At 69.1% G+C, this 25929-nt stretch carries 23 protein-coding genes; 12 read left to right on the forward strand and 11 right to left on the reverse strand.

The window, feature by feature from the left end:
• Entirely contained in the window at positions 1-1161 is a 1161-nt protein-coding gene (locus J2X21_RS23215) for a GGDEF domain-containing protein (protein ID WP_310332501.1), read from the reverse strand.
• The gene (locus J2X21_RS23220) at positions 1158-1622 is read right to left on the reverse strand and encodes a CreA family protein (protein WP_310332502.1); all 465 of its coding nucleotides are present in this window, start codon (positions 1620-1622) and stop codon (positions 1158-1160) included. The genes J2X21_RS23215 and J2X21_RS23220 overlap by 4 nt, the downstream gene beginning before the upstream one ends.
• Before the next feature lie 132 nt (positions 1623-1754).
• Here J2X21_RS23220 and J2X21_RS23225 point away from each other — a divergent pair, with 132 nt between their 5' ends.
• Genes J2X21_RS23225 through J2X21_RS23240 form a run of 4 tightly spaced genes read left to right on the forward strand, consistent with a single transcriptional unit; the run spans position 1755 to position 8061 of the window.
• Positions 1755-2474 (forward strand): TetR/AcrR family transcriptional regulator, encoded by a 720-nt coding sequence (locus tag J2X21_RS23225; RefSeq protein ID WP_310332503.1) that lies wholly within the window; start codon positions 1755-1757, stop codon positions 2472-2474.
• On the forward strand, positions 2471-3838 hold the full coding sequence (locus tag J2X21_RS23230) for a TolC family protein (RefSeq protein WP_310332504.1): 1368 nt from the start codon (positions 2471-2473) through the stop codon (positions 3836-3838). The genes J2X21_RS23225 and J2X21_RS23230 overlap by 4 nt, the downstream gene beginning before the upstream one ends.
• Positions 3839-3852: 14 nt before the next feature.
• Positions 3853-4968: an efflux RND transporter periplasmic adaptor subunit gene (locus tag J2X21_RS23235; RefSeq protein ID WP_310332505.1), complete on the forward strand. Its 1116-nt coding sequence runs from the start codon at positions 3853-3855 to the stop codon at positions 4966-4968.
• Positions 4969-4977: 9 nt separating this feature from the next.
• The gene (locus J2X21_RS23240) at positions 4978-8061 is read left to right on the forward strand and encodes an efflux RND transporter permease subunit (protein WP_310332506.1); all 3084 of its coding nucleotides are present in this window, start codon (positions 4978-4980) and stop codon (positions 8059-8061) included.
• Between the two features lie 131 nt (positions 8062-8192).
• Here J2X21_RS23240 and J2X21_RS23245 read toward each other — a convergent pair whose 3' ends face one another.
• The 4 genes from J2X21_RS23245 to J2X21_RS23260 all read right to left on the reverse strand — a co-directional run bounded on the left by J2X21_RS23245 (position 8193) and on the right by J2X21_RS23260 (position 14098).
• Positions 8193-9311 carry a lactonase family protein gene (locus J2X21_RS23245; protein WP_310332507.1) on the reverse strand — a complete coding sequence of 373 codons (1119 nt, stop codon included), beginning with the start codon at positions 9309-9311 and terminating at the stop codon, positions 8193-8195.
• On the reverse strand, positions 9311-10447 hold the full coding sequence (locus J2X21_RS23250; RefSeq protein WP_310332508.1) for a DUF5009 domain-containing protein: 1137 nt from the start codon (positions 10445-10447) through the stop codon (positions 9311-9313). The genes J2X21_RS23245 and J2X21_RS23250 overlap by 1 nt, the downstream gene beginning before the upstream one ends.
• Before the next feature lie 118 nt (positions 10448-10565).
• A complete protein-coding gene (locus tag J2X21_RS23255; RefSeq protein WP_310332509.1) occupies positions 10566-13367 on the reverse strand; it encodes a TonB-dependent receptor in 2802 nt (933 codons plus the stop codon).
• Positions 13368-13408: 41 nt separating this feature from the next.
• Positions 13409-14098, reverse strand: a complete 690-nt coding sequence (locus J2X21_RS23260) for a chitinase (RefSeq protein ID WP_310332510.1) — start codon at positions 14096-14098, stop codon at positions 13409-13411.
• Positions 14099-14217: 119 nt separating this feature from the next.
• Between J2X21_RS23260 and J2X21_RS23265 the strand changes: the two genes are divergently transcribed.
• Together J2X21_RS23265 and J2X21_RS23270 are read left to right on the forward strand one after the other, a co-directional pair.
• Entirely contained in the window at positions 14218-14880 is a 663-nt protein-coding gene (locus tag J2X21_RS23265) for a response regulator transcription factor (protein WP_310332511.1), read from the forward strand.
• A gap of 142 nt (positions 14881-15022) precedes the next feature.
• On the forward strand, positions 15023-16414 hold the full coding sequence (locus tag J2X21_RS23270) for a sensor histidine kinase (protein WP_310332512.1): 1392 nt from the start codon (positions 15023-15025) through the stop codon (positions 16412-16414).
• 18 nt (positions 16415-16432) lie between these two features.
• Here J2X21_RS23270 and J2X21_RS23275 read toward each other — a convergent pair whose 3' ends face one another.
• Both J2X21_RS23275 and J2X21_RS23280 read right to left on the reverse strand, forming a co-directional pair.
• Positions 16433-17845 carry an N-acyl-D-amino-acid deacylase family protein gene (locus tag J2X21_RS23275; RefSeq protein ID WP_310332513.1) on the reverse strand — a complete coding sequence of 471 codons (1413 nt, stop codon included), beginning with the start codon at positions 17843-17845 and terminating at the stop codon, positions 16433-16435.
• On the reverse strand, positions 17845-19089 hold the full coding sequence (locus tag J2X21_RS23280) for an alanine racemase (protein ID WP_310332514.1): 1245 nt from the start codon (positions 19087-19089) through the stop codon (positions 17845-17847). The genes J2X21_RS23275 and J2X21_RS23280 overlap by 1 nt, the downstream gene beginning before the upstream one ends.
• A gap of 248 nt (positions 19090-19337) precedes the next feature.
• On the opposite strand from J2X21_RS23280, the gene J2X21_RS23285 reads away from it, so the two are divergent.
• Positions 19338-19730 (forward strand): RidA family protein, encoded by a 393-nt coding sequence (locus J2X21_RS23285; protein ID WP_310332515.1) that lies wholly within the window; start codon positions 19338-19340, stop codon positions 19728-19730.
• 12 nt (positions 19731-19742) lie between these two features.
• On the opposite strand, the gene J2X21_RS23290 is transcribed toward J2X21_RS23285, so the two are convergent.
• Positions 19743-20738: an integron integrase gene (locus tag J2X21_RS23290; protein WP_310332516.1), complete on the reverse strand. Its 996-nt coding sequence runs from the start codon at positions 20736-20738 to the stop codon at positions 19743-19745.
• A 269-nt stretch (positions 20739-21007) separates the two neighbouring features.
• Between J2X21_RS23290 and J2X21_RS23295 the strand changes: the two genes are divergently transcribed.
• From J2X21_RS23295 to J2X21_RS23315, 5 genes are all read left to right on the forward strand, one after another.
• Complete coding sequence (locus J2X21_RS23295; protein WP_310332517.1) at positions 21008-21472, forward strand: hypothetical protein; 465 nt, start codon at positions 21008-21010, stop codon at positions 21470-21472.
• A 553-nt stretch (positions 21473-22025) separates the two neighbouring features.
• Positions 22026-22493, forward strand: a complete 468-nt coding sequence (locus J2X21_RS23300) for a hypothetical protein (RefSeq protein WP_310332518.1) — start codon at positions 22026-22028, stop codon at positions 22491-22493.
• Between the two features lie 57 nt (positions 22494-22550).
• Positions 22551-22949 carry a hypothetical protein gene (locus J2X21_RS23305; RefSeq protein WP_310332519.1) on the forward strand — a complete coding sequence of 133 codons (399 nt, stop codon included), beginning with the start codon at positions 22551-22553 and terminating at the stop codon, positions 22947-22949.
• Between the two features lie 69 nt (positions 22950-23018).
• Positions 23019-23438 carry a hypothetical protein gene (locus J2X21_RS23310; RefSeq protein WP_310332520.1) on the forward strand — a complete coding sequence of 140 codons (420 nt, stop codon included), beginning with the start codon at positions 23019-23021 and terminating at the stop codon, positions 23436-23438.
• A 103-nt stretch (positions 23439-23541) separates the two neighbouring features.
• On the forward strand, positions 23542-24144 hold the full coding sequence (locus tag J2X21_RS23315) for a hypothetical protein (protein ID WP_310332521.1): 603 nt from the start codon (positions 23542-23544) through the stop codon (positions 24142-24144).
• 105 nt (positions 24145-24249) lie between these two features.
• Here J2X21_RS23315 and J2X21_RS23320 read toward each other — a convergent pair whose 3' ends face one another.
• Together J2X21_RS23320 and J2X21_RS23325 are read right to left on the reverse strand one after the other, a co-directional pair.
• Positions 24250-25182 carry an MHFG family PEP-CTERM protein gene (locus J2X21_RS23320; protein WP_310332522.1) on the reverse strand — a complete coding sequence of 311 codons (933 nt, stop codon included), beginning with the start codon at positions 25180-25182 and terminating at the stop codon, positions 24250-24252.
• 184 nt (positions 25183-25366) lie between these two features.
• Positions 25367-25792: a cupin domain-containing protein gene (locus J2X21_RS23325; protein ID WP_310332523.1), complete on the reverse strand. Its 426-nt coding sequence runs from the start codon at positions 25790-25792 to the stop codon at positions 25367-25369.
• Between the last annotated feature and the right edge of the window lie 137 nt (positions 25793-25929).

Below are 25929 nucleotides of genomic sequence, written 5' to 3' on the forward strand. Positions count from 1 at the left end.
TCAGTCGGTCACACCAGGCTCCGCCATCAGCTGGCCGCTGCCGGCGCGTGTCGCCTCGTACAGCGCGGTCTCGGCGCGGCGCTGCAGGTCGGGCAGGCCGCGGTCGCCGGGGCGCAGCTTGGCCCAGCCGGCGCTGAACGTGGGCTGCATGCCCAGCTCCATCTGTGCTCGCCCTGCCAGCGCGGCGCGCAGCCGGCGGTCCAGCGCTTGCGGGCCTTCGGGCAGGCAGCGGGCCATCAGCACGCCGAAGCGGTCGTCGCCCAGCCGGCCGGCGAGGTCCCCCAGCCGCATCTGCGCCTGCACGCAGCTGGCGAACAGTGCCAGCGCGCGGTCGGCGAAATCGGGGCCGTGCTCGTCGCGCAGCGCATCCAGGCCGTCCAGCCGCACGACGACCAGCGCCAGCGGTTCGTCGTAGCGGCGCGCCATCGAGATCAGCTCCACCGAGCGCTGCGTGAAGGCGGCGCTGTCGGTCAGGCCGGTCAGGCCATCGGTCTGTGTCAGCCGCGCCAGCTCGGACTCGACCTGGCTGCGCCAGGCCAGCAGCACCATGGGCAGCGCCAGCAGCAGCGCCAGCTGGCCGGTCAGGCCAAGCAGCAGGTCGGGCAGCGCGGTGTCGCCGTGGCCCCGCGCCACGATGGCCGCGCGCCAGCTCAGCATCAACATCAGTGGCACCACGGCGGCCAGGCCCAGCATGCGCCAGCGGCGGCTGTTCAGTCCCTGCAAGACGCTGGCCCGGCCGGGGCGGGCCAGCAGCACGCCCAGCCAGATGAGCTGCGCGGCCAGCACCAGGTCGGACAGCGCCAGTGCCAGCATGCGCTGCCGCCACAGCAGTGCGTGCAGCAGCGCGATGACGACGGGCGCCGCTGCCATCGCGCGCCGGCCGCGCTGCGGCGCCAGCCACAGGCCCAGCGCCCACCACAGCGATGACAGCCCGGTGCTGATGGCCGCGAAGCCCGCCAGCTGCACGCCCATGGGGGCTTCGTCCGGCCCACCGAATGCCGGGCTCAGCAGCACCAGGCCCAGGCCCAGCACCAGCAGCGCCACCTGCGCCCAGCGGCCGCCGGCGTTGGCGCCGCGCCAGCCGATGAAGACGATGAGCACCAGCGCGGCCGCCATGGCCTGCAGCGGCATCAGCGCAAAAAGAGCGTCGGTGAAGGTCATTTCTTCAGCGGAATGGGCGTGTCACGGGCCACCGGCACGGCGGTCACGCTGTTCTGCGGCGAGCCGTCGATGAGGCGGTCGGAGTAGGTCAGGTAGACCAGCGTGTTGCGCGTGGCATCCACCATGCGGACGATGCGCAGCTTCTTGAACACCAGCGAGATGCGTTCGTTGAACACCTCTTCCTGCTGCGGCAGCGGCTGCTTGATGCTGATGGGCCCGACCTGCCGGCAGGCGATGGACGCCTCGGCCTTGTCCTCGGCCAGGCCGATGGCGCCCTTGATGCCGCCGGTCTTGGCGCGCGACACATAGCAGGCCACGCCCTGCACCTTGGGGTCGTCGTAGGCGTCCACGACGATCTTGTGGTCGGGGCCTATGAGCTTGAACGCGGTGTCCACGGAACCGACGGGTTCGGCGCGGGCCGTTGCGGCAAGCAGCACGAGGAAGAGGGCAGCGGGCTTCATCGGGCCAGTCTAGGGCTTGTTCGATGGATGGTGCGCCGGGTGGATTCCGGGGTCAGGCCATGCGGCTTGTGAAACAAAACGACATCAAACGAAATCAATCAAGCGCTTGATTGTCGTTTACAGTCCGCGCCCATGTCACCCAGGAAGCACCCCGTCGAGCCCGTCGCTCCGCCGCCGTCGCGCGCCGGCCGCCGCGCCAAGGAAGACGCCGTCGATGCCCGCGCCATGCTGCTCAGCGCGGCGGCGCGGCTGTTCGCCGAGCAGGGCGTGGCCCGCACCACCACGCGCGAGATCTGCGGCGCGGCGGGGCTGAACCCCGGCGCCATCCACTACCACTTCGGCGACAAGGACGGCCTGTACCGTGCCGTGCTGACGACGCCCATCGAGGCGCTGAATGCCGAGCTGGCCGGCTTCGACGACCCGGCGCTGTCGCTGCGCGAGGTGCTGCAGCGCGTGCTGCTGCCCTTCATGGACGACGACGGCGACCCCGACGAGCGCGCCGTCATGCAGCTCTACCTGAACGAGATGCAGCGGCCCAGCCCGGTGTTCGCCGAGGTGTTCACCGAGCTGATCGCGCCGGTGCACCAGGCCATGGCCGCCGTGCTGTGCCGGCACATGGGCCTGGAGAAACCCGACCCGGCGCTGCATCAGCTGCTGTACGGCCTGCAGGCCATGGCGCATGACTACTGCCTGAGCCGCCCGCTGATGGACCTGATGACGCCCGGCATGCTGGACGCGCCCGGCGCGCTGGAGGAGGTGGGCGAGCGCATCGTCGACTGGGGCCTGGCCCTGGTGGAGCACGAGCGCCGCCGCCGCGGCCTGACGAAGAAGACCCCGAGAAGCACCCGATGACGAGATCTCTACTGCCCCTGGCCGGGGCGCTGCTGCTGGCCGCCTGCGCCACGCCGCGCGCGCCGGCTCCCGAGTCACCCCCGCGCCTGCCTGCCGCCTGGCAGACCCCGCAGGCCGGCGCCGAGCTGGCCGCCGACTGGTGGCAAGGCATGGCCGATCCGGCACTGCCCGCGCTGGTCGACAAGGCCTGGGCGCAGAGCCCCACGCTGGCCCAGGCGCGCGCCCGTCTCGCGCTGGCTCAGGCGCAGCGCGGTGCCGCGCAGGCCGCTTTGGGCCCGCGCTTCTTCAGCCAGGTGTCGCCCAACCGCGGCCAGATGGCGCCGCCGCTGTCGCCCAGCACCAGCGCGACCTGGACCGTGCAGGCCGGCTGGGAGGTCGACCTGTTCGGCAGCGCGCGCGCCGCGCGCGATGCCGCGGGCGCGCGTGCCGAGGCCGCCGAGCTGACGCTGGCCCATGCGCGCCAGACGCTGGCCGTCGAGGTGGCGCAGGCGCTGTTCGCGTGGCGCCATGCCGATGCGCAGCTCGAACTGGCGCGCCGAGACGAGGCGCTGGCCGAACGGCTGGCCAAGGCCGACGCCGATGCCGCGCGCGCCGGCACGCTCAGCGCCGCGCAGGCCGCGCTGGGCCAGACGCTGGCCGCCGGTGCCCGCAGCGCCACGCAGGCCTGGCTGGAGCAGCGCGGCGCCTGGCTGCAGACGCTGGCGCTGCTGGTGGCCGATGACGCTGCCACGTTGCAGCTCACGCAAGCACCGCTGCCGCAGCCCGCCGCACTGGGGGTGCAGCAGCTGCCCGCCACCTTGCTGGAGCGCCGCGCCGACCTGGCCGCCGCGCTGCGCCAGTGGCAGGCCGCCGCACTGGACGCGGATGGCACGGCCATCGCCGAGCGCGCGCCGCAGCTCAGCTTCGGTGCGCTGGTGGGCCGGGGCCGCTGGGAGGTCGATGGCGGCAACGTGACCGGCACGATCTGGAACCTGGCGCCCACGCTGACCATCCCGATCTTCGACGGTGGTGGCCGCGCGGCCGCGACGGCCAGCGCCCGTGCGCAAGAAGCCGAGGCGCGCGCGGGCCTGGAGGCGCAATGGCGCGGCGCCGTCGCCGAGGTGGAGCAGGCGCTGCTGCGCTGGCATGCCGCCACGGCCAACCGGCGCGAGGCCGAGACCACGCGCGGCCACTGGCAGCGCATCGCCGACGCCAGCCGCGCCCAGGCCCGCGTGGGCTTGATCAGCGGCCAGGCGCTGGCCCGCGACGAACGCAATGCGCTGGCCGCCGGCAGCGCCGCCCTGGATGCGGCGCGCGAGCAGACCGCCGCCTACCTGCAATTGGTCCGCGCCCTCGGCGGCGGCTGGACTGTGAACAAGATTTGAAGAACGACCACACCATGAAGATCAAGAAGCCGTCCTTCCCCGTCGTCGCCAGCACCACGCTGCTGGCGGCACTGGCCGCCGCGCTGCTGCTGGCCCTGCAACCCGCCGACGCCGCAGATGCGGTGGCCGCGCCTGACAAGTCTGCCTCGCCCAAGCCGGCGCTGACCGTGGCCGCCGTGCAGCCGCGCAGCGAGACTTGGCCCCGCACGCTGTCCGCCAACGGCAGCCTGGCCGCCTGGCGCGAGGTGCAGGTGGGCACCGAGGCCACCGGCCAGCGCATCGAGAGCGTGGCCGTGGACATCGGCCAGCGCGTCAAGAAGGGCCAGTTGCTCGCCCAGCTCGCGTCCGCCAGCCTGGGCGCCGAGCTGGCCGCCACCAAGGCCAGCCTGCTCGAAGCGCAGGCCAGCGCGCAGGACGCCGCCGCGACCGCCGCGCGCATGAAGAGCCTGGCCGGCACCGAGGCTGTCAGCGCGCAGCAGGTGGAGCAGGCGCAGGCCGCCGATGCGGCCGCGAAAGCCCGCGTCGCGTCGCTGCAGGCGCGCGTGAAGGCGGACGAGCTGCGCCTGTCGCACACGCGCGTCGTGGCGCCGTTTGACGGCGTGGTCGTCACCAAGGAGGCCGTCGAAGGCGCGCTGCCGCAGCCGGGCCAGAACCTGTTCACGCTGATCCGCGATGGCCGCCTGGAGTGGCGCGCCGACGTGCCGGGTGCCGACCTGGCCACGCTGTCGCCGGGCCAGAAGGCGCGCATCACGCCGGCCGGCGGTACGGCCGTGGACGGCAAGGTGCGCCTGGTGGCGCCCACGGTGGACCCGGCCACGCGCATGGGCCGCGTGCTGGTGGACCTGCCGGCGGCCGGCGCGGCGCGCGCGGGCATGTTCGCGCGCGGCGAGTTCGTGCTGGGCGAGGCGCCGGTGCTGACTCTGCCGCAGAGCGCCGTGCTGCTGCGCGACGGCTTTGCCTATGTGTTCCGCATCGAAGGCAGCAAGGTGCGCCAGGCCAAGGTCGAGGCCGGCCGGCGTCAGGGCGACCGCGTCGAGATCCGCACGGGCCTGAAGGCCGGCGAGGCGGTCGTGCAGCAGGGCGTGGGCTTCCTGGCCGACGGCGACACGGTCAAGGTCGCGGCCAAGTAAGAGGACAGCATGTTCAATTTTTCCGCCTGGGCGATACGCCAGCCCATCCCGGCCATCCTGCTGTTCGTCATGCTGACGGCGGCGGGCATCCTGGGCTTCCGCGCGATGAAGGTGCAGCAGTTCCCCGACATCGAGCTGCCCACCATCATGGTCACCACCAACCTGCCCGGCACCGCGCCGGCGCAGATGGAGACCGAGGTTGCACGCAAGGTCGAGAACGCCATCGCGACCGTGCAGGGCCTGAAGAACCTCTACACCAAGGTGCAGGACGGCACGGCCACCATCACGGCCGAGTTCCGCCTGGAGAAGCCCGTGCAGGAGGCGCTGGACGACGTGCGCTCCGCCGTGCAGGGCGTGCGTGCGGACCTGCCCGCCGACCTGCGCGACCCGGTCATCACGAAGATGAACCTCAGCGGCGCGCCCATCCTGACCTACACGGTCGCATCCAGCGGCATGGATGCCGAGGCGCTGTCGTGGTTCATCGACAACCAGGTCACCAAGCGCATGCTGGCCGTGCGCGGCGTGGGTTCGGTGGCGCGCGTGGGCGGCGCCACGCGCGAGGTGCGCGTGGAACTGGACCCGGCGCGCCTGCTGGCGCTGAACGCCAGCGCGGCCGACGTGTCGCGCCAGCTGCGCCAGACGCAGCAGGAAGCCCCCGGCGGCCGCGCCAACCTGGGCGGCGCCGAGCAGAGCGTGCGCACCATTGCGACGGTGGCCAATGCGCAGGAGCTGGCGGCGCTGGAGATCCTGCTGTCCGACGGCCGCCGCGTGCGGCTGGACCAGGTCGCCACGGTCAGCGACACCATCGCCGAGCAGCGCTCCGGCGCGCTGCTGAACGGCCAGCCGGTCGTGGGCTTCGAGATCACGCGCACCCGCGGCGCGGGTGAGGTGGACGTGGCCGAGGGCGTGCGCCGCGCCGTCGAGGAGCTGAAGGCCGCGCATCCCGACATCACGGTCACCGAAGCCTTCAACTTCGTGGACCCGGTGGTGGAGAACTTCGACGGCAGCATGTCGCTGCTGATGGAAGGCGCCTTCCTGGCGGTGCTGGTTGTGTGGGCCTTCCTGCGCGACTGGCGCGCCACCTTCGTCAGCGCCGTCGCGCTGCCGCTGTCGGCGATCCCGACCTTCGCGGTCATGCACTGGATGGGCTTCACGCTCAACGTGGTCACGCTGCTGTCGCTGTCCCTGGTCATCGGCATCCTGGTGGACGACGCCATCGTCGAGATCGAGAACATCATGCGCCACCTGACGGCGGGCAAGAGCCCGATCGACGCGGCGCGCGAGGCCGCCGACGAGATCGGCCTGGCCGTCATCGCGACGACGTTCACGCTGATCGCGGTGTTCCTGCCCACCGCCTTCATGGCCGGCGTGCCGGGCAAGTTCTTCGTGCAGTTCGGCTGGACGGCAGCCATTGCCGTGTTCTTCAGCCTCGTCGTTGCGCGGCTGCTGACGCCCATGATGGCGGCCTACATCCTGAAGAAGCCGGCCAAGGACCACGGCGAGCCGTTCTGGATGGCGCGCTACCTGCAGCTGACGCGCTGGTGTCTGAAGCACCGCGGCAAGACGCTGGCAATCACGGCCGCGTTCGCCGTGGCCAGCTGCGCGCCGCTGTTCGCCGGCAAGATCGCCGGCGCCTTCATCCCGCCGGACGACCTCAGCCAGACGCAGGTGTCCATCCAGCTGGAGCCCGGCTCCACCTATGCCGACACGCTGAAGGTGGCCGTGGCCGCGCGCGACGCGGTGGCCAAGAACCCGCACGTGAAGATGGTCTACACGGCCATCGGCGGCGGCGCGGCCGGCTCCGACCCGTTCGCGATGGGCGGCGCACCCGAGGCCCGCAAGGCCACGCTGACGATCAACCTGACGCCGCGCAAGGAGCGCTCGGGGCTCAGCAAGCAGGACATCGAGCGCCAGCTGCGCGCGGCGGTGGAGCCCATCCCGGGGGCGCGCTTCACGGTGGCCTTCGGTGGCTCCAGCGAGAAGTACGTGCTGGTGCTGGCCGGCGAGGACGGCGACGCGCTGCAGGCCCACGCGGCCAAAGTGGAGCGTGAGCTGCGCGCGTTGAACGGCATCGGCCAGGTCACCAGCAGCTCGGCGTTGCAGCGGCCCGAGCTCATCGTGAAACCCGACTCGGCGCGCGCCGCCGACCTGGGCGTCAGCACCGCGGCCATCGCCGACACGCTGCGCATCGCGACCGCCGGCGACTACGACCAGCTGCTGCCCAAGCTCAACCTCGCGCAGCGCCAGGTGCCCATCGTCGTCAAGCTGCCAGAGAACGCCCGCACCGACGCGGCGCTGCTGGGCCAGCTCAGCGTGCCGGGTGCCCGCGGCCCCGTGCCGCTGGAGCAGGTGGCCGACATCTCGCTGGGCACCGGCCCCGCGCAGATCGACCGCTACAACCGCGCCCGCAACGTGAACTTCGAGATCGAGCTGAACGGCGAGGCGCTGGGCGACGTGCAGCAGCGCGTGGCGGCGCTGCCGTCCATTGCCAACCTGCCGCCCGGCATCATCAAGACCGAGATCGGCGATGCCGAGGCCTTTGCCGAGCTGAGCGCCAGCTTCCTGCTGGCGATGGGCACCGGCGTAGCCTGCATCTACATCGTGCTGGTGCTGCTGTTCCACGCGTGGGTGCAGCCGGTCACCATCCTGGGCGCGCTGGTGCTGTCCATCCCGGGCGCGATCCTGGCGCTGTTCGTGACCGGCACCGACCTGTCCATGCCAGCCATGATCGGCATGATCATGTTGATGGGCATCGCGACGAAGAACTCCATCCTGCTGGTGGAGTACGCCATCATGGCCGAGCGCGAGCACGGCATGACGCGCATGGAGGCGCTGATCGACGCCTGCCACAAGCGGGCGCGGCCCATCGTCATGACGACGTTGGCCATGGGTGCGGGCATGCTGCCCATCGCCTTGGGTTTCGGCACCGACCCGTCGTTCCGTGCACCGATGGCCATCGTCGTCATCGGCGGGCTGATCACGTCGACCTTCCTGAGTCTGCTGGTCATCCCGGTGCTGTTCACGCTGGTGGATGACGCGATCAGGAAGCTGACGCCGAAGCGGTGGCGGCGGGGTGAGGTGCCGGTGGCTTGAGTCTTGGTTGGGAGGCTTTGCGAAGAGCCTTCCGACTCGGTGCCGAGTTGCCGGGATGCGCGCCCGGCCGCCGGGACGGACTCCCGGCAATGCACCGATGAGCAGCCCGCTCCGCAACAACAACCGAAGAACTACAACCAGCAAGCCCCTGCCGGACTCGGCACCCCCGTCTGCCGCCCCGTGAACCGTGGCGCCTCCGGCCGGCTCAGATCGAAGTGGCTCAGCTGATCGCTACGCTGATTGCACACATACATCCAAGACCTGGCGACACACGCACTGCGCGGGTAGCTGCCATGCACCCAGTGATGGTCAAGCAGCCGCGGCGAACGTGGCTTCTCCAGCGAGACCACGCCGATGCTGTCATGCAGCCGGTTCAGCGCATACAGGTGCCGGCCACCGGGTGCGACGATCAGGTCGGACGCGTAATTGGTGCCGGCAAAGCCCGCCGGCAGCACGCTGATCTCATCGAGCAGCTGCGGACCCGCCGCCGTCAGCGCAACGGTGGACAGCGTGGACGACTCCTCCTGCAGCACGTAGACCAGGCCCGCGTCCTGCGGATGGAAGACGAAGTGGCGCGGACCGGAACCGGCGCTCAGCGCGAGCTGATGCGCGGACGCGGGTGCAGGGATGTCAGCGTTCAGCGGCCATACCAGCAGCCGGTCGCGGCCCAGGTCGGTGCCGACGATCCAGCGGCCGTCCGGGCTGAGCTGGATCGCGTGTGCGTGCGGCGCGTCATGGCCGCTGTTGGCCTGGCTGCCGGGCGGGGCCTTCAGCGGCTTGGTCGGCCCGGGGCGGCAGTCGTTGTCGCAGCTTCGCCAGCCGACGGCCGTGCCGAGCCGGCCGTCGCGCTCCACCGGCAGGGAGGCGAAGCGGGCGTCGCCGTAATGCGCCACCCACAGCTGGCCCGCGCTTGCGGACAGGTACACCGGCCCCTTGCCGCCGCTGGGGGCGCGGTGCAGCAACTGCAGCGCGCCGGCATCGTTCGGCGCGTAGACGGCGACCTGATCGGCCGACTCCTCCGCGGCGTAAACGCGGCCCTCGTGCGCCAGCAGCCAGCTGGGGCTGTTCGCGTTGGGCGTCAGGCCCGCCGGTGCCAGCGCGCCGTCGGCGGCGATCGCAAAGCTGTAGATCCCCTGGCCCGCCGGCGCATAGGTGCCGACATGCAGGAAGCGTGGTGTGGACGGTGCGGCCATGGCGGAAGGCATCAGGGCGGCGGAGGCCGCGAGTTGGAGCAGGTGGCGGCGTTGCATCAGAGCTTCAGTCGGAGTCCGGAGCGCAGCACCAGCCGCAGCAGCACCAGCACGACGGCGAGGAAGATCACGCCGCGCACGATGCCGGCCCAGCCGGCGCTGAAAGTAGCCGGCCAGTGCCAATGGGCCAGCGCCAGCACGGCGCCGATGACATAGGGCAGCAGATAGGCCAGCAGCGGGTGGCGGGCGGCGTCGCCCATGACGCGCATCAGTGCGTGGCCCGCGCGGCCCTCGGCCAGCGGGCGCAGCAGCAGGTACAGCAGCAGCGTGGCGCCCGCGCACACCAGGCCCCAACTGGGCGTGGCGTGGATCTTGGACAGCGGGAAGTAGGGGCGCAGGCTGAACCCCACGGCCAGCAGCACGAAGCCCAGCAGCATCAGCGCGCGCGTGGCGCGGTCGGGCGCCAGGCCGGCGTGCAGCACGTTCTGCAGCAGCAGCGTGGACGCCACGCCGGCCAGCACCAGCAGCGTGTGCGTGGCGTGCCCGCCGCCGCCCAGATGCGGCGCGGCGAACGTGAACCAGGCGACGCACGCCGGCAGCGCGAGCAGCGCCAACAGCAGCCTGGACCCGGGCGCCGCGAGGATGAACAGCAGCGCGGCCAGGCCGTAGGCCCAGCCGATCAGGCCCAGGATGCCCCACCAGTGCACGGCCATGCCGCCCGGGTAGCGGGCGCTCAGAAAGCCCAGCAGAGCGATACCCGCCAGGCGCCAGGGCCAGGCCAGCGCCGGGCCGCCGCGCACGCTGCCCCAGACGAGAAAGATGCCCGCGAAAGCGGCGAGCAGCCAGCCGGACGCGTTGAACCCGGCCGGCGCCATCTCGGCGTTGACCATGAACAAGCCCGCCGCGATCAGCGCCACGGTGCGTTCGCCGGCCATGCGCAGCGTCGCGTTGCGGCCGGCCTGCTCAAGCTTGGACTGCAGTGCCAGCGGCAGCGACATGCCCACGATGAACAAAAAGGCCGGGAACACCATGTCCACGAACGTCATCGCGTCGGCGTCGGCCGGCACATGCTTCATCCACGCCGGCAGGCCCGCCACGCCGGCCCATTCGTTGACGAGGATCATCACGAGGACGGTCAGGCCGCGCAGCAGGTCGATGGCCGGCCAGCGGGCCGAGGGAGGTGCACTTGCAGTCATGGGGCTGGATTACAAGGCAAAAAAGGGCGGCCCTTGCGGACCGCCCAAAGTGAGGCAGGAAACTGCCACCACGAGGACTGGAGGCCGGCCCGCAAGAGGCCGGCCTGGTGGGTGCCGCTCAGTAGTTGTAGCGCAGCACGGCCTGGTAGCGCTTGCCGGTGCGGTAGATGCCGCGGGTCAGCAACTCGGTGTTGGCGATGCCGGCAACGTCCGCGTAGTTGCGGTACTCGCTGTCCAGCAGGTTCATCGCGTCGAAGCCCAGGCTGAGGCGGTCGGTCAGCTTCACGTTGGCACTGGCTGCCAGATCCTTGCTGCCGTCGGTGACCAGGAAGTTGCCGCGGTCGGCCTGCGTGTAGTACTTGGAGCGGTAGGTGTACGTCACGCGGGCGCTGAAGCGGTCGCTTTCATAGAACGGGCTGACGCTGTACTGATGCTTGGAGTTGAACGGCAGGTGCGAGCCCGCCTGGCTGGTTGTGGCGTCCGAGAAGGTGTAGTTGGTCAGCGCGCCAAAGCCCCAGCCGATGTTGGCCTGGAAGGCCAGGCTCGCGCCCTTGATGGTGGCGCTGCCGGCATTGTTCGGGCGCGAGACGGCGTAGGTGGTGTTCTGGCGCTCGAACTGGTTGTAGTGCACTTCCGGCTTCGTCGTGACGAGCACGTAGTCGGTGACCTTCTTGTTGAAGATCGTGCCGGCCAGGATGGCGTTCTTGGCGAAGTACCACTCGGCCGAGAAGTCCAGGTTGGTGGACTTGTAGGGCTTGAGATCGGGGTTGCCGCCGCCGCCGGTCTTGGTCTGGTCGCCGATCCACAGGTAGCTGGACATGTCGCCGTAGTTCGGGCGCGACATGACCTTGGCGGCCGAGGCGCGCAGCACCAGCTTGTCGTTCAGCTCATAGACGACGTTCAGGTTGGGCAGGATGTTCTTGTAGCTCTTGTGCACGGTCGTCGCCACGTACTTGTCCGCGGGGCAGGCCTGGCCCGTGGATACCGAGCAGGCCCAGCCGCCGCTGCTGGATGTGGTGTCAACGACGCGCACGCCGAAGTTGCCGCGCAGCGCGTCGACGGCGTAGTCGGCCTGCACGTAGGCGGCATCGACGACTTCCTTCACCGACCAGGTGTTGGCGACGAAGGAGGGGTCGTTGAACGTGGCGGGCTGCGGCATGGTCTGCCACGGGGCCAGCCATTTGCCGCTGGTGATGTAGCCGGCCAGCGCTTCGCCGTCGATGGTGTAGCGGTTGCTCAGGTCACCGACGTTGCCGAAGCCGCTGAGATAGTTGCCCGGCAGCTGTTTTGGAGAGAACGCACTGGCCCGGGCGTCGCCGTAGCCGGTCACCGAGGCCAGCGACACGCCGCCCATCGTCTGAGTGGTGTTGTGCTCGCGGTGCTTGGCGCCAAAGCGCACCTGGTAGATGGGGCCGTCGAACTTCAGGCCGCCGTCCACCTGCAGGAACATTTCCTTGTCCACCGTCGGCTTGAAGACGATGTTGCCGCCCCAGCCGGTGTTCCAGGTTTCCTTCTTGCTGGGATCGGAGCCCCAGCCGCCGTCGATCTGGAAGGCGCTCGGGTCCTTCAGCGGGTTCACGCCGGTGATGTTCAGCCTGGGCGTGCCGCTGCTGATGTCGTAGCTGTAGTCGGACCAGTTCAGGAACTCGCCGTAGACCTGCAGCTTGGTGCCGCCGGTGGCCTTGGAGCTGCCGGCGTGGAAGGAGGCGAACCAGCGGTCGTCCTTGTAGTTGCCCTTGAGGTCGTAGGACTGGGTGTCCACCGTCGCCTTGCGGTCGATCAGGTCATACACCATCAGCGCGTTCTTGAACGTGCCCTTGGTGATGACGCCGCCGTCCACCGTCAGGTCGGTCATCTTCATCAGACCGTTGTAGGCATTGCCCTGGAAGGCGAACATCGAGTGGCTGCGGTTGTCGTAGCCGGCCTTCACATCCAGCGCGTTGAACTCGAAGTCGAGCTTGTCACTGGCGCGGGCCTGCAGCGACAGCGACAGCGTGTCGCGCTTGCGCGTCTGCTCGAAATAGTGCGCGCTGACGGAGTTGGGGCCGACGGCGTTCGGGTTGGCCAGCAGCGTGGTGGCGCAGCTGCCGACGCAGGAGGCCGGCTTCTTCGGCTGGCTGCCGTCCGGGTTGGGGGGGACGGACCAGTCGGTCGGCAGGTTGTTGATGGAGCCGCCACCGCCGGTGCCGTTGATGTAGTCGCTGCCCTTGACGGTGCCGTACGACTCGATACCGTCGCGGCGGATGCCTTCTTCCGAACGCTGGGCCGAGAAGATGACACCGAAGTTCTTGGCGTCGTTGCGCCAGCCGACCAGGCCGGCCACGGTCGGCTTGCCCTTGCCGATGCGGTCGTTGTAGAGATAGCCGACCGAAGCTGCCAGCGTGAGGGCCTTCTGTTCCAGCGGCTTGCGGGTGGTGATGTTGACCGTGCCGCCGATGGAGCCTTCGTCGATCCAGGCCTCGGGAGACTTGTAGACCTCGACCTTGTTGATCAGCTGCGGTGCCAGCAGCGAGTAGTTGAAGGTGCGGCCGGGCTGGTCGGCGATGAACCAGTCGGCCGAGGCGATCGTCTGGCCGTTGATCAGCGTGCGGTTGAGGGCCGGGTCCGTGCCCAGGATGGACACCTTCTCGCCCTGGCCGAAGGCCTTGTCGATGGTGACGCCGGGGATGGTGGTCAGCGCCTCGGCGACGTTGGTGGCGGGCAGCTTGCCCACGTCTTCGGCGGTGATGACGTCGACGATGGCGTCGGCATTGCGCTTGGTCTGCAGGGACTTCTCCATGCTGGCGCGGATGCCGGTGACGACGACGGCCTCCAGGGTCTCCGTCTTCTTCTGGGCCTCCTGCGCCAGCGCGGGGAGCGCGGTCAGCAGCATGGCGGCGGCTGCGATGGCCGTCGGGCGGGGGCTGGAATGCTTCCTCATGATTCTCTTTCTCCGGGGTTACAGGGCGAGCAGGGGCAGGGTCAGCACCCGAGCGGGTGCAAGAGGGGCACGCCAAACAGCTCGCTGGCGTGCTTGTAGAAATCGGCGCGGCGCGCGTTCTTGCGCTTCGCGTCGGGATCGGCCGGCTTGTCGCACTCCAGCGGGCCGTTGATGGCGCGCGTCGTCGCGCCAAAGCCGAAGCCGCTGCGGATGGCCGCGTGCGAGGCCTGGGATGACTCGCCGGGCTGCGTCATCCAGTACCAGAGCGCCGTGCGCCAGGCCACCGTGGAGTCGCGCGCGACGCGGTCGGGGTCGCTCCACAGGTCGATGCCCATGAAGTCGCCGGCGGCCTTGTACTGGTAGTTCCAGCTCAGCTGGATGGGGCCGCGGCCGTAGTACTGCTGGCCCTTGGCGCAGGACAGGCGGGCGTCGTCGCGGCAGTACTTGTCCCAGTTCTCGCGCTTGTACTCGCGCTGCGCGCGCAGCTGGTCGGACTCGTGTGCGATCTGGCCCAGGAACGCCGCCATCTCCTGGCGGCGCTGCGTGTCGTTGCCCCAGTCGGCGAAGCCGGGCGTCTGGCGCACGGCCTCGGTGAAACCCTCGTAGGTGTAGAACGCGATGCGCTCTGGGAACAGCGCGTCGAACTGCGCGCGGCTGGGCAGGAAGGGCGACGCAGCAGCGGCCACCAGCGGCGGCAGCGCGAGGGACAGGCAGGCAAGGGCGCGAATCATGGGGCGGACTGTCTGCCCGGCCGCCTAAGCGCCGCTTCAATGACGTGTTAAGGCTGTCTTAACGCCCTCAGTGAAGCGCCCGATACCCGCGGCAACGGTGGCGTCATAGAGTGACGGACATGCGCATCTGCCTTCTCGAAGACGATCTGGAGCTCGGCCGCTCACTGCAGGCCGTGCTGCAGAACGCCGACCACGATGTGATGTGGCTTAGACGCATCGCGGACGCGCGGCTGTGGATCGCCGAGGGTGGCTTCGACGCCGTCGTCATGGACCTGGGCCTGCCCGACGGCGACGGCATGGAGCTGCTGCGCGCGTTGCGCCGCAACCACCGCAAGCTGCCGCTCATCGTCATCACCGCGCGCGATGCCATCGAGGACCGGCTGGACGGGCTGGATGGCGGCGCCGACGACTACCTCGTCAAGCCCTTCGCCGGCTCCGAGCTGCTGGCACGGCTGCGCGCCGTCGCGCGGCGCAGCCTGGCCGACAGCGGCGAGCCGCAGCAGGCCGAGTGGCAGCTGCGCGACCTCATCCTCGACGAGCCGCGCATGGAAGTGCGCCGCGGCCAGGAGCGCGTGCCGCTGTCGCGCACCGAGTTCTGCCTGCTGCTGACGCTGATCAAGCTGCCGGACCGCGTCGTCACGCGCCGACAGCTGGAGAGCCGCTCGCCCAGCCAGATGGACGGCCGCAGCCTGGACGTGCACATCTCCAACCTGCGCCGCAAGATCGGCGAGGGCTACATCCGCACCGTGCGCGGCGTGGGTTATCTCGTCGAACGCGGATGATGAGCCCCTCGTCCAAGGGGTACCTTGGCCGGTCCCCCGAGGGGACGGCGATGCTTGCAGCATTGAGCTGCAAGCACATCGCCAGACGGGCCGGCTTGGGAGCGGCCCGGCGCTCGGCCCGCAATGCGCCCACGTTCTCGTCATGACGGTTGATGCCAGTACCGCGCCCCGCTCACTGTTCCGGCGCAGCCTGTGCGCCGTGTTCGCGGTGCTGTTCCTGTGCTGGCTGTTCCTGGTCGCGCGCGAGCTCATCGACATCCGCGTGCTGCAGGTCAAGAACGGCCAGGCCGAGAACCTGTTGTGGGCCGAGCTGGCGCTGGAGCGCGCGCGCGACACGCATGCCGACGCCCGCCAGCTGCACGACGCGCTGCAGGCGCTGGAAGGCATGCGCGAGCGCGAGTGGCGCTTGAAGGGGCACCGCACGCCGTTCCGCGTGCTGCAGGTGCTGCGCCGCGGCGAGCTGCTGTCCGAACTGCAGCCCGACCTCACCGGCCGCGACCGCGTGCTGCCGCAGGAGACCGCGCCCGGCCAGGACGAGCGCTGGCTGTACGCCGAGGTGCGCGACGCCGCGCGCGAGCTGGTCGTGCGGCGCTGGCAGGAGCGGCCGGGCGACTGGCACTTCAGCCTTGCCGGCCTGAGCTACTACGCGCGTCCGCTGCTGTACGGGCTGCCGCTGCTGGCGCTGCCGCTGTGGCTGCTGTTCCGCCTCGGCTTCGCGCCGCTGCGGCGCATCGGCGCGCAGATCTCGGCCCGCTCCGCGCAAGACCTGACGCCGCTGCCGGCCACGCGCTATGTGGAGCTGGCGCCGCTGGTGAACGCGGTCAACTCGCTGATGACACGGCTGCAGCAACGGCTGGACCGCGAGCATGAGTTCCTGGCCGACGCGGCCCACGAGCTGAAGACGCCGCTGGCCGTCATCCAGCTGAACGTGGAGGCGCTGGACCAGGCCGAGCCGCGTGCCCGCAATGAAGCCGGCGACGAGGCCCGCGAGCGCCTGCGCCTGGGCGTGCAGCGCGCCACGCACACGGTGCACCAGCTGCTGGCGCTGGCGCGCTCCGGCGCCGACGCGCTGGACCTCAGCAAGGTGCGCCACGACCTGGTGGACCTGGTGCGCGAGCGCATCGCGCTGGCCAGCGGCCTGGCCGTGCAGCGCCGCATCGAGCTGGCGCTGGAGTCGCCCGACGAGCTGCTGCTGTGGCTGAACCGCGAGTCCATGTGCAGCCTCGTCGACAACCTCGTCGACAACGCGATCAAGTACTCGCCGCCCGGCGGGCAGGTGACGGTGACGCTGGCCGAAGCCGCCGGCGTCATCGCGCTGACCGTCAGCGATCAGGGCCCCGGCATCCCGGCGGACCTGCGCGAGCGCGTGTTCGAGCGCTTCGTGCGGCTGGAGGGCAGCGCCGGCTGCCACGGCAGCGGCCTGGGCCTGACCATCGTCGAGCGCGCCGCGGCGCAGCACGGTGCGAGCGTGCAGCTGCTGGACGGACCGGGTGGCCGCGGGTTGACCGTGCTGGTCAGCCTGCCGAGGAGCTGAGGCGCGGTCCCGGCGCTCTCAGCGGGTCAGCACGCGACCGGCGCGGGCGAGGGATGTGCCGCCGTCGAGTGCCAGTGCACCGTTGACCCACACGGCCGCGATGCCCGCCGCCGTCAGCGTGGGGCTGCCGTAGTCGGCGCGGTCCTGCAGGCGCTCGGCGTCGAACAGCAGCAGGTCGGCCGCCGCGCCCGCGCGCAGCAGGCCGCGGTCGCGCAAGCTGAAGCGCTGCGCCGTCAGTCCCGTCATCTTGTGCACGGCCTGTTCCAGCGTCAGCAGCCCGCGCTCGCGGCCGTAATGCGCCCACACGCGCGGAAACGCGCCCCACAGCCGCGGGTGCGGGAAGCGGTCGTGCGGCAGCCCGTCGGAGCCGATCATCGCCAGCGGGTGCGTGAGGATGCGGTCCACGTCGTCCTCGTGCATCTGGAAGTAGCAGGCGCCGCCCGGCTGCAGCCGCCGCACGGCCTCGGGCTCGCTGCAACCCCACTCGGCCGCGATGTCGGCCAGCCACTGGCCTTCCCGTTCGGGGTGGGCCTCGCTCCAGGTCAGCCGTATCGGCGTGAGGCCGTCGGCCAGGTCCTCGCGCAGCACGGTGGAGCCGGCGAGGTAAGGGTAGACGTCCAGCCCCAGCGCCTGGCGCTGGGCCAGCCGCTCGATCAGCGCCAGCGTCTGCAGGCTGCGGCCCCATTGCGCGCGGCCGGCGCATTTGTGGTGCGAGATCACCAGCGGCAGGCCGGCCTCATGCGCGCAGTCGGCGGCCTCGGTGATGGCGTCCAGCACCTGGGCCATCTCGTTGCGCAGGTGTACCGCATAGACGCCGCCATGCCGCGCGGCGACGCGGGCCAGTGCCAGCAGCTCGGCCTTGTCGGCCGCGGCGGCGGGCGCGTAGAAGGTGCCGGAGGACAAGCCCGCTGCGCCTGCCTGCATGGCGTCGTCCAGCAGCGCACACATCGCTTCACGCTCGGCGGCGCTGGCCGGGCGGCCGAGGTCGCCCATGCAGCGCAGCCGCAGCGCCGTGTGGCCCACCAGGCCCACCGCGTTCACGGCGGGTCGGGCGGCGTTGACGGCATCGCGCCAGGCCGCGAAGGACGCGTGGCGGAACTGCTCGCGCGCCAGCAGGTTCATGGGCGGCGGCGGGTCGGGCGTCACCAGCGGCGCCAGCGAGATGCCGCAGTTGCCGGTCACCACCGTCGTCACGCCCTGGCTGAGCTTGGGCGTCATGCCGGGCGCGGTCAGTAGCGCGGCGTCGTCGTGGCTGTGCGCGTCGATGAAGCCGGGGGCCAGCACGAGGCCGGTGCAGTCGCGGCGCGGCATGTCGGCAGGCACGTCCAGCCGTTCACCCAGCGCGGCAATGCGGTCGCCGGCCACCAGCAGTTCGCCGCGCCAGGCCGGCGCACCACTGCCGTCGACGATGAGTGCGCCTTGCAGCAGCATCAGGCGAAATGCGTCGTCAGCGCGTCGACGACGCGATCGTCCTCGTCCACCACCGCCATCCACGCCCATTTGTCGAAGGTGGTGCAAGGGTGGGACGGGCCCAGCGCCACGCGCTCGCCAACGGCAGGGCCGTCGCACTCCAGCGGGTCCCAGCGCAGGTAGCCGTGCTGGTCGTTCAGGCCGGTCACCTGCCAGCCGCGCGGTGCGGCCTGGCCGCCGCGCTGGTGCCAGACCGGCACCGGCCAGCCCTGGTCGAAGGACAGGTCGCGCCGGCCCGCGTTGAGCAGTGCCAGGCCCGGCTCGGGGCAGGACAGCACCTGCGTCCACACCTCCAGCGCGGCCTGCAGGCTGGGCGCGCCCAGGCGCCGGTCGATGACGCCGACATAGCGGCCGTAGTGCGCGTGGTCGTGGCACACATAGCAGCCCGAGCGCAGCAGGCCCAGCCGCCCGGCGCGGCCTTGCAGCACCGGCGCGACGAGGTCGAACAGCGCCGAGCCGCCGCCACTGAGCCACAGCGGCTGCACATCGACCAGGCCTTCGGCCTCGATGGCGGCCAGCAGCGCCTCGACGCGAGCCTGCCATTGCTGCATCAACGCGGTGTCGGGTTCTGTCTCGCCCAGCACCTGCAGGCCTTCGTAGAAACCGATACCGCGCAGCCGCAGCGCCGGGTGGGTCTTCAGCGCGCGCGCCAGCGCCAGCCCCGTGTCGTGGTCGCGCACGCCGCAGCGCGTGGTGCCCAGCTCGATCAGCACGTCCAGCCTGGCTTCGCCGGCGCCCAGCGAGGGCCACAGCGCGGCGATCAGGTCCAGCTGCGCCTGCGAATCGACGAAGAAGGCCAGCTCCACACCCTCGTGCCGGCGGCGCAGATCCAGCAGCAGCGCCAGGTCGGCGTGGCTGACCAACTGGTTCGCGATCAGCGCCCGCCGCGCGCCGGCGGCCAGGCCCAGGCGCAGCTGGTGCACGTTGGCAAACGTCAGCCCCCAGGCGCCGGCATCCAGCTGGCGTCGGAAAAGCTGCGGGCTCATCGTCGTCTTGCCGTGCGGCGCCATCTGCACGCCGCGCGCGGCGGCAAAGTCCTGCATCCACTGGATGTTGTGCGCCAGCGCCGCCTGGCGGACGACAGCCAGCGGCGTGGGCAGGTCGCCCAGGCTCCAGCCGCGCTGTGCCACGTCGGTCAGCGGCACGGGGGCTTGCAGCGGCGGGAAGCCTTTCAGCCAGGGGCCTAGCGTGTCAGATGAGTTCACTTCAATTGTCCATTTCGCATTCGCGCTGAGATGCGGGCCGAGCGCCGGGCCGCTCCCAAGCCGGCCCGTTTGGCGATGTGCTCGCGGCTCGAGGCCGCGAGCATCGTCGTCCCCTCGGGGGACCGACTGGGCGTGCCGGCGTCCAGCCGGCGCAAGACCGGGCGAGGGGCCTCATCATCGCGCCGCTGTCTGAAGGGCGTCTAAAGGGGGCTCTTGCGTGGGCGAGCCGAGCACACCAGACTGCCCGCATGACTCAATTGACTTTCCTCGGCGCCGAGCCCACCGCCAGCGACCGCCAGCCCCGCCCCCTGTCCCCCGCCGTGCGCGCGGGCGATTTCGTCTACGTGTCCGGCCAGGTGCCGGTGGACGCCCAAGGCCACATCGTGGACGGCGGCATCGAGGCGCAGACGCGCCAGGTCTTCGCCAACCTCGAGGCCGCGCTGGCGCTGGCCGGCGCGACGCTGGCCGACGTCTGCAAGACCAATGTGTGGCTGGAAGACGCGCGCGACTTCGGCGCGTTCAACCGCGTCTACATGGGCTACTTTCCGGGCGGCAAGCCGGCTCGTTCGACGGTGGAGTCGCGGCTGATGATTCCGGCGAAGGTGGAGGTTGACGTGGTGGCCTACCGGCCGGTGGGGTGAGCGTCCCGGGGCTCAGCGAGGCGCGCCGAGCGGTAGCGCATCCAGCGGGCTGTGCACGGCGCCGCCGCCGAGCCTGAGCACATGGGTGTAGATCATGGTCGTCGCCACGTCGGCGTGCCCCAGCAGTTCCTGCACCGTGCGAATGTCGCTGCCGGACTGCAGCAGGTGAGTTGCAAAGCAATGGCGCAGCGTGTGCGGCGTGGCCGGCTTTTCTACGCCTGCGGCCTGCACGGCACGCTTGAACGCACGCTGGAAGGTCTGGTCGTACAGGTGGTGGCGACGTACCACCCCGCTGCGCGGGTCTGTCGAGTGATGGTCTTGCGGAAACACCCAGAACCAGGGCCAGCTTGCGCCCATGCGCGGGTATTTGCGCTCCAACGCGTGCGGCATCTCCACGCCCGCCGCGCCGGCCTCGACATCCGCTGCCCAGATGAGGCGAGCCTGACCCAACTGATGGCGCAGGTCGGAGGTCAGCGACTGTGGCAGCATCACCACGCGGTCCTTGGCGCCCTTGCCTTCTCGCACGATCAGCGCCCGCTGCGCAAAGTCCACATCCTTCACCCGCAACTGCAAGGCCTCGGTGATGCGCAGGCCCGTGCCGTACAGCAGCCGCGCCAGCAGCAAATGCTCGCCTTGCATCGCGGCCAGCACGGTGCCCACTTCCTCCACGCTCATCACCACCGGCAGGCGCCGGTGGCGGCGCGGATGGCCAATCTCCTGCAACCAGGGCAGGTCAACGCGCAGAACCTTGGAATAGAAGAACAGCAGCGCTGACAGTGCCTGGCTGTGGGTGGAGGGGGCCACGGTGCGGTCGTTGGCCAGGTAGGTCAGGAAAGCCTCCACCTCCGGGCCCGCCATGTCGGCTGGATGGCGCAGTTGATGAAAGCGGATGAAGGCCTTCACCCAGTAGACGTACACCTCCTCGGTGCGCAAGCTGTAATGCATCAGCCGCAGGCGTTCGCGCAATTGGTCCAGCACGCGGGTCGAGCGCAGCGGCGGAAGGTCCATCGCAGGGCGCGGCCGCAGGTGTTTGCGAGGCCCAGGGGCAGGCGGCAGTGCTGGCATCATCAAACCTCCCTGGCAGCCCCGCAGCCCTCGACGAGAACTTGTAAGCGCGTGCCGCTTTTGCCGGAAATTTAATGCTGTATATAAATACAGTCAAACGGGAGGATTTCTGTGGTGATTCAAGCACTTGGCCGTGGTGCGCGGTGCCGATCTAGGGCGCAAGTTGGCTGCCTAGGTGGCGCTGGCTGTCTCCCGAGAACACGTTATGCGTCATGACTGAGCCGATGCAGCCAGTGTGGATTGCCTTCCCGAGAATTCCGTGGGGGAGCATCGGTTGGCGCATGGGGGCAGGCGAAGACTATTGGCATGCATGGGCTCCTTGGTTTCGCTCCCTTCCTGAAGCCGAGCGCGACGCCTACAAGTCCGAATGGCCGGAGCCAGACGGTTGGAAGGACTTCTACGCCTTCATTGAAACGGGCAAGCTGCCAGGGTGGTTTCAGGAGCGGCAGCAGAAGATCGCGGAGGCGGCCATCCCCCCAACCCTGGACGAAGACGTGATAGAGGACTATCACCGGGTGCTTTGGCTAATTCGCCAGCACCTCAAGCGAGTCGGCGCGGATCGGCCGCTGCCCGAGGAGAGCATCGCCGAGCTTTATCAGAGTCCCGATGGAGTGCGCTGGCGGCTATCGTCCCATGCGACTCGTGGTGGCATGCGGCTGGTGCGGCAAGCGCAATGACGCATAACCTGCCATTGGAGCGGACCGCCTTCGGCGTCCGCTCACTTTCACGTTATCCCTCATGAAGTCGAGAGCATCGCCCCCGCTGTTTCAGTTCGAAAGCGCAGATGCGATCGCGCGAGTTCTTGTCCTGTTCGCGCCACTCGCGGGTGGCGGCGTGGTTGCGGTGCTGGCACTCGACTTTGGAGGGTGGCGGTGGATTGCCGGCGTTGCCTTGGCCTGTTTGATAGTTGCATGCGGGCTTCGGTCGAGCATTTCTGTTTTCTCTGACCAAGTCATCATTCAGCGTAAGTGGTTCTTCATTCCGTACCAAACGTACGAGGCAGGCGCCATCGAAGATGTGTCTTACGGGGGCGACTGGGGTTTGGAGGAGGGTGCTGTCGGAGTCGTCGTGAGCATGGGTGGCCGCGAAGTTCACCTCGGGACGCCAAAGACAATGCGGTACCTGCACGACGCACTTACTCAAGTCGCGTACAGCAGGAGGCAGCATGAGGGATAACCTGCCATTGGAGCGGACCGCCTTCGGCGTCCGCTCACTTTCACGTTAAACATCATGGGATACCGTTTCAAAGGCCTCGTGACACTTGATCCTCGAGTGGCCGAAGTAGCACTAGCGAATTGGCCGTTTTGCCAGTTGAAGCGTGAAGAGCAGCAGTTCAGCGGATACATCCTTCGGTGTCCAGATGAAAACGACCTTCACCCGACCGACGGGGATGCCGAATGGGAGCGTGTCATTGATCAAGCTGACCAAGTCAGGTCGAGTCTGCCGGCGCTATCAAACCGCTTTCCTGAGTCTTGGCTTATCTACGTAGAGGTCGAGTGTTTCGGCGGAACTTGTCAGAACACCGGAGCGCAATATCTCGCCGGGTCAGCAGTAGCGACTTTTGAGGCTGGAGAGGCGGAAGCCGACTTGGCCACAATCCTTTCCCCGCTTGGCATTCAACTCGATGAAGACCAACATTTCAGGCCATTCACGCGCGGCTACTTTGAGAGGCGCAGGTATCGCCGCAATGATGTTTAACCGTTCGCTCCAGCGGACGGCTTCGCCGTCCGCTGAGCTCGCACGTTATGCCTCGCCATGAATCTCCGAAAGTCTGAGTACCTTGAGAACGAGCTCTCCGCGCGCTGGCTTGATCCCGATCGCGCGAAGAATGCGTACAGCTACGCGCTGCAGTTCAGTTCGAAAGATCGCTACGGCCTGAGCGAGGCGACCGTTGGCGCAATCGAACACGTCAACATCGAGAGCTACTCGGTTGCTGATGCATGGCTCAAAGATCGGCTGCCTGCGGAAGGCACCGTCCAAGTTGTTTACGGCGACGATGAGGTGTGCGTCATTTTTGCCAGCGATTTCTTGGCGAAGTGGCAGAGCATCTTTGTGCCGGCGAGGGATGATGCGATCGTGTTGCACAACTTGGGAAAGGGCGTGCTGTTCTATTGCCACGAAGAGGAGCTTGAGTTTGGGCACCGCAAGGCATAACCATTTGCTGCAGCGGACGGCTTCGCCGCCCGCTGAGCGCAGACGTTGGGCATCTCAGAAAGGCTTGGCATGTTCGATTGGTTGAAGAAGTCCAAACCAACTGCGGCGAAGCCCTTGTACTTCAAGGATGCTCAGGCTGCCTTCGCGTATGCGTGCGAGTTCCTCCAGAGCGAACTCTCAGCGGGCGCAGTGTTGCCGGCACTTGTGCTTGATGCCGCAGCTGCAATTGGAGGTGGGGTGGCTGTGAAGCGTCAGCCTGATGGGAATCAAATCGCCATGCTGCGGGTTTGTTCACGGGATGGCGGTTACGTCGTCATTGCCTCGTCCGCTACTCCGAATGGTCCAAGTCTTCAGCCCGGTGATCTGGTTGCTTGGCAGGCTGGAGCACCAATCGCTGCCATGGAATCCCAATTCCCAGACCCGCGCTCTTGCTGGGGCGGACTGATCTTGGCCAAGCTGCTGCCGGAATACACAACGGGTCGCGGCTAAGCTATTGCGCAGCCCTTTGCAAGGTGAGGCCCAACCCATCATTGCAGCCGACCTGCGCCAGCTACGCTGGCTGGTCCGCTCAATTTGAACGTTGGGTGTACAGATGACCTCGCTTTGGGCAATTGAACCGGCCGGCGGTGTTCCGCAGGTCCATCTAGTGGACGAGAGCCTGCTCAACGCGATCGCCTCAAACGGCATCTCGCCTTCAACGGCGCGCCAGGCGCTGCTTGCCCTCCCAGAGATCGCCAGCTTTGAGCTGGTCGCTCCCGATGGGCTCTCATTGCACCAGGCCGCAGTACCAGTGGGCGACTGGCTCCAATACAGCTGGTTCCCGATCGTCTCGCAAAGAGCGTTTGACCTTCTCGTAAAGCTGGGCTGCAGCGAGGATGAGTTCATCGACGTCCGAGTCCGTGTGCTTGGAGATGAACCGTTCAAAGCCCATCTTCCGCTGAAGAGCTACGACGTTCTTGACTGGTCCACGTTGGTGGCGAGGCACAGTATTCCGCTGCAGCCGCCGATCCCTTTCTACATCGAATCGGTGTCGTCAGTGGCGGGTGTGGCGCTGGCGCCCCCATGCTTCCGCGTGCAGGCTCGGGGGCATCTGCAAGTCCTCGGCGAGGTCTTCGCGCAGGAGCATCTGCGTGCAGCTTGGCAGGTCGGCCAGTTTGAAGGGGTTGTTCTTAGAAGCCTGTGCAGTGCGGCGTAACCCTCGTTCAGCTCGAACGCTAGGCATCCCAAGAAGCGCCGCATCCTGCCGGCATTCAATCCAGCGCCGCGAACGTGACCGATCACCCTTGTGTGGCCCGCAACTCTACCGGCCTCGACTCGCCGACCGGCGCCGCCACGCGACACCAGCGGCCACACCCACCACCCACATCAGCAATGTCGCCGGCTCCGGCACCGCCGGCGCGGGAGGCAGCGGGATGACGCCGGGAGGCGTGGGCGACGGGAAGTTGGGCTCCGGCTCCAGGATGGGCGCCGGTGGCTCGGGTGGCGGCACGATGACGACAACCGGTACTTCCGACGGCAGGTCGATGGGAGGGACCGACGGGACCGAGGGCGGCAGGGGTTCGCCCGGCATGCCGGTGCCTGGCAGTGGCAACGGCTGGGGCAGGGTCTGCTGCGGCGCCGGCGTTGTGTTGGCCGGCAGCGGCGTGATGCGGGTCACGGCGGGTGGATCGGCCTGCAGTGTGCGCGTGGTCGGTTCGTCCGGGGCCGGCACGGCTGCCATCGGCAGGCCGGCCGAGGGTGGGTCGAAGGCGAGGGGCTCGTTCGGCGCGCCGCCGGCCGGGGCGCCAGCCGCTACCGTATCCGGCGCGCGCGTGATGCGGCTGACGTTGCGGCACACCGTCGGCACGGCCACGCAGTGGCCGTCCTCGCAGTAGGTCAGCGCGCGTTCGGCGTGGTCGGGCTTCCAGCTGGCGCGCGTGACGGTGCCGCAGCGGCGCTGCTGGCCGAAGTGCATGTCGCGCAGCGCCGGTTCGTAGCGAAACCGCCCGTCGATGCTGTCGCGCCGGATGGACACGATGTCGTCGTAGTCGTGCTCCTGCATGCGCGCCTTCAGCCGTTCGCGCGTGGCGGCGGGAATGTCGGTGTAGCTGTCGATCGCATCGGGCACGCTGCCCTGGTAGGGGTCATGCGCCGGTGACTGCCATTCGCAGCGATTGCGCTCGGTCGCCGCACCGGCGGTGGTGGTGCCAAGCGCGCAGGCGGTGGCGATGAGGAGGCTGGCAAGTCGTGGCACGTCGCGGCTCCGGCAGGGAGGTGCTGGTGGCAGGACGTCCAACGGAGGACTGGTCGGCAAGCGCCCGGCCGCCGGCGCAGTGTTGCGGGCCATCGCGGTTGCGGGGCGTATCGGCGGTGTAAGAAGCTGTGGCGTTACGTTGAGATGAGGCTGGCGTTTGCGCCCGAAGCAGATCGCCGCATCTTCAACGACCCGCGTCGCCCGGCGGGTGTTCCTTGAACCAGTCGACGATGCTGGGCATGGCCGGCTCGAACGGGCCGGGCTGCGAGAAGTTCAGCACGCCGGCGCGGGCACTGCTGCGGTTCTCGAAGTCGTGCGTGGTGCCGCCCGGCACCAGCACGAAGGCGCCTCGGGTGGCGTCCATCCAGTGGTCTTTGACGAAGATGGACATCGTGCCCTCGAGCACGTAGAACACGTCGTCCTCCGGGTGCGAATGGGCGCCCGGCCCTTGCGTGTGCGGCTCCAGCCACCACTCGGAGATGGAGTAGCGGCCTGCCGTTTCCGCGCCATCGGCCTTGAAGACGGCGCTGATGCGGCCCATGTCGTAGTGGCGGCCCGCTTCGGGAGCGAGCACCACGGCGGTGCGGTCATCTGGCTGAGGTGCGGTCATGGTCGTCTCCCGATGATGGTGCACATCATGACAGGGCGCGCATGTAACGATGTAGGCCAGCGCCTGCAGAGCTGAGGGTAATCGTCCCCTGTCACTGAGGCGCGGATCGCGAGAGGATGGCGGTGCCGTATCGGATA

The organism is Roseateles asaccharophilus, assembly GCF_031458115.1.
GTDB lineage: Bacteria > Pseudomonadota > Gammaproteobacteria > Burkholderiales > Burkholderiaceae_C > Pelomonas > Pelomonas asaccharophilus_A.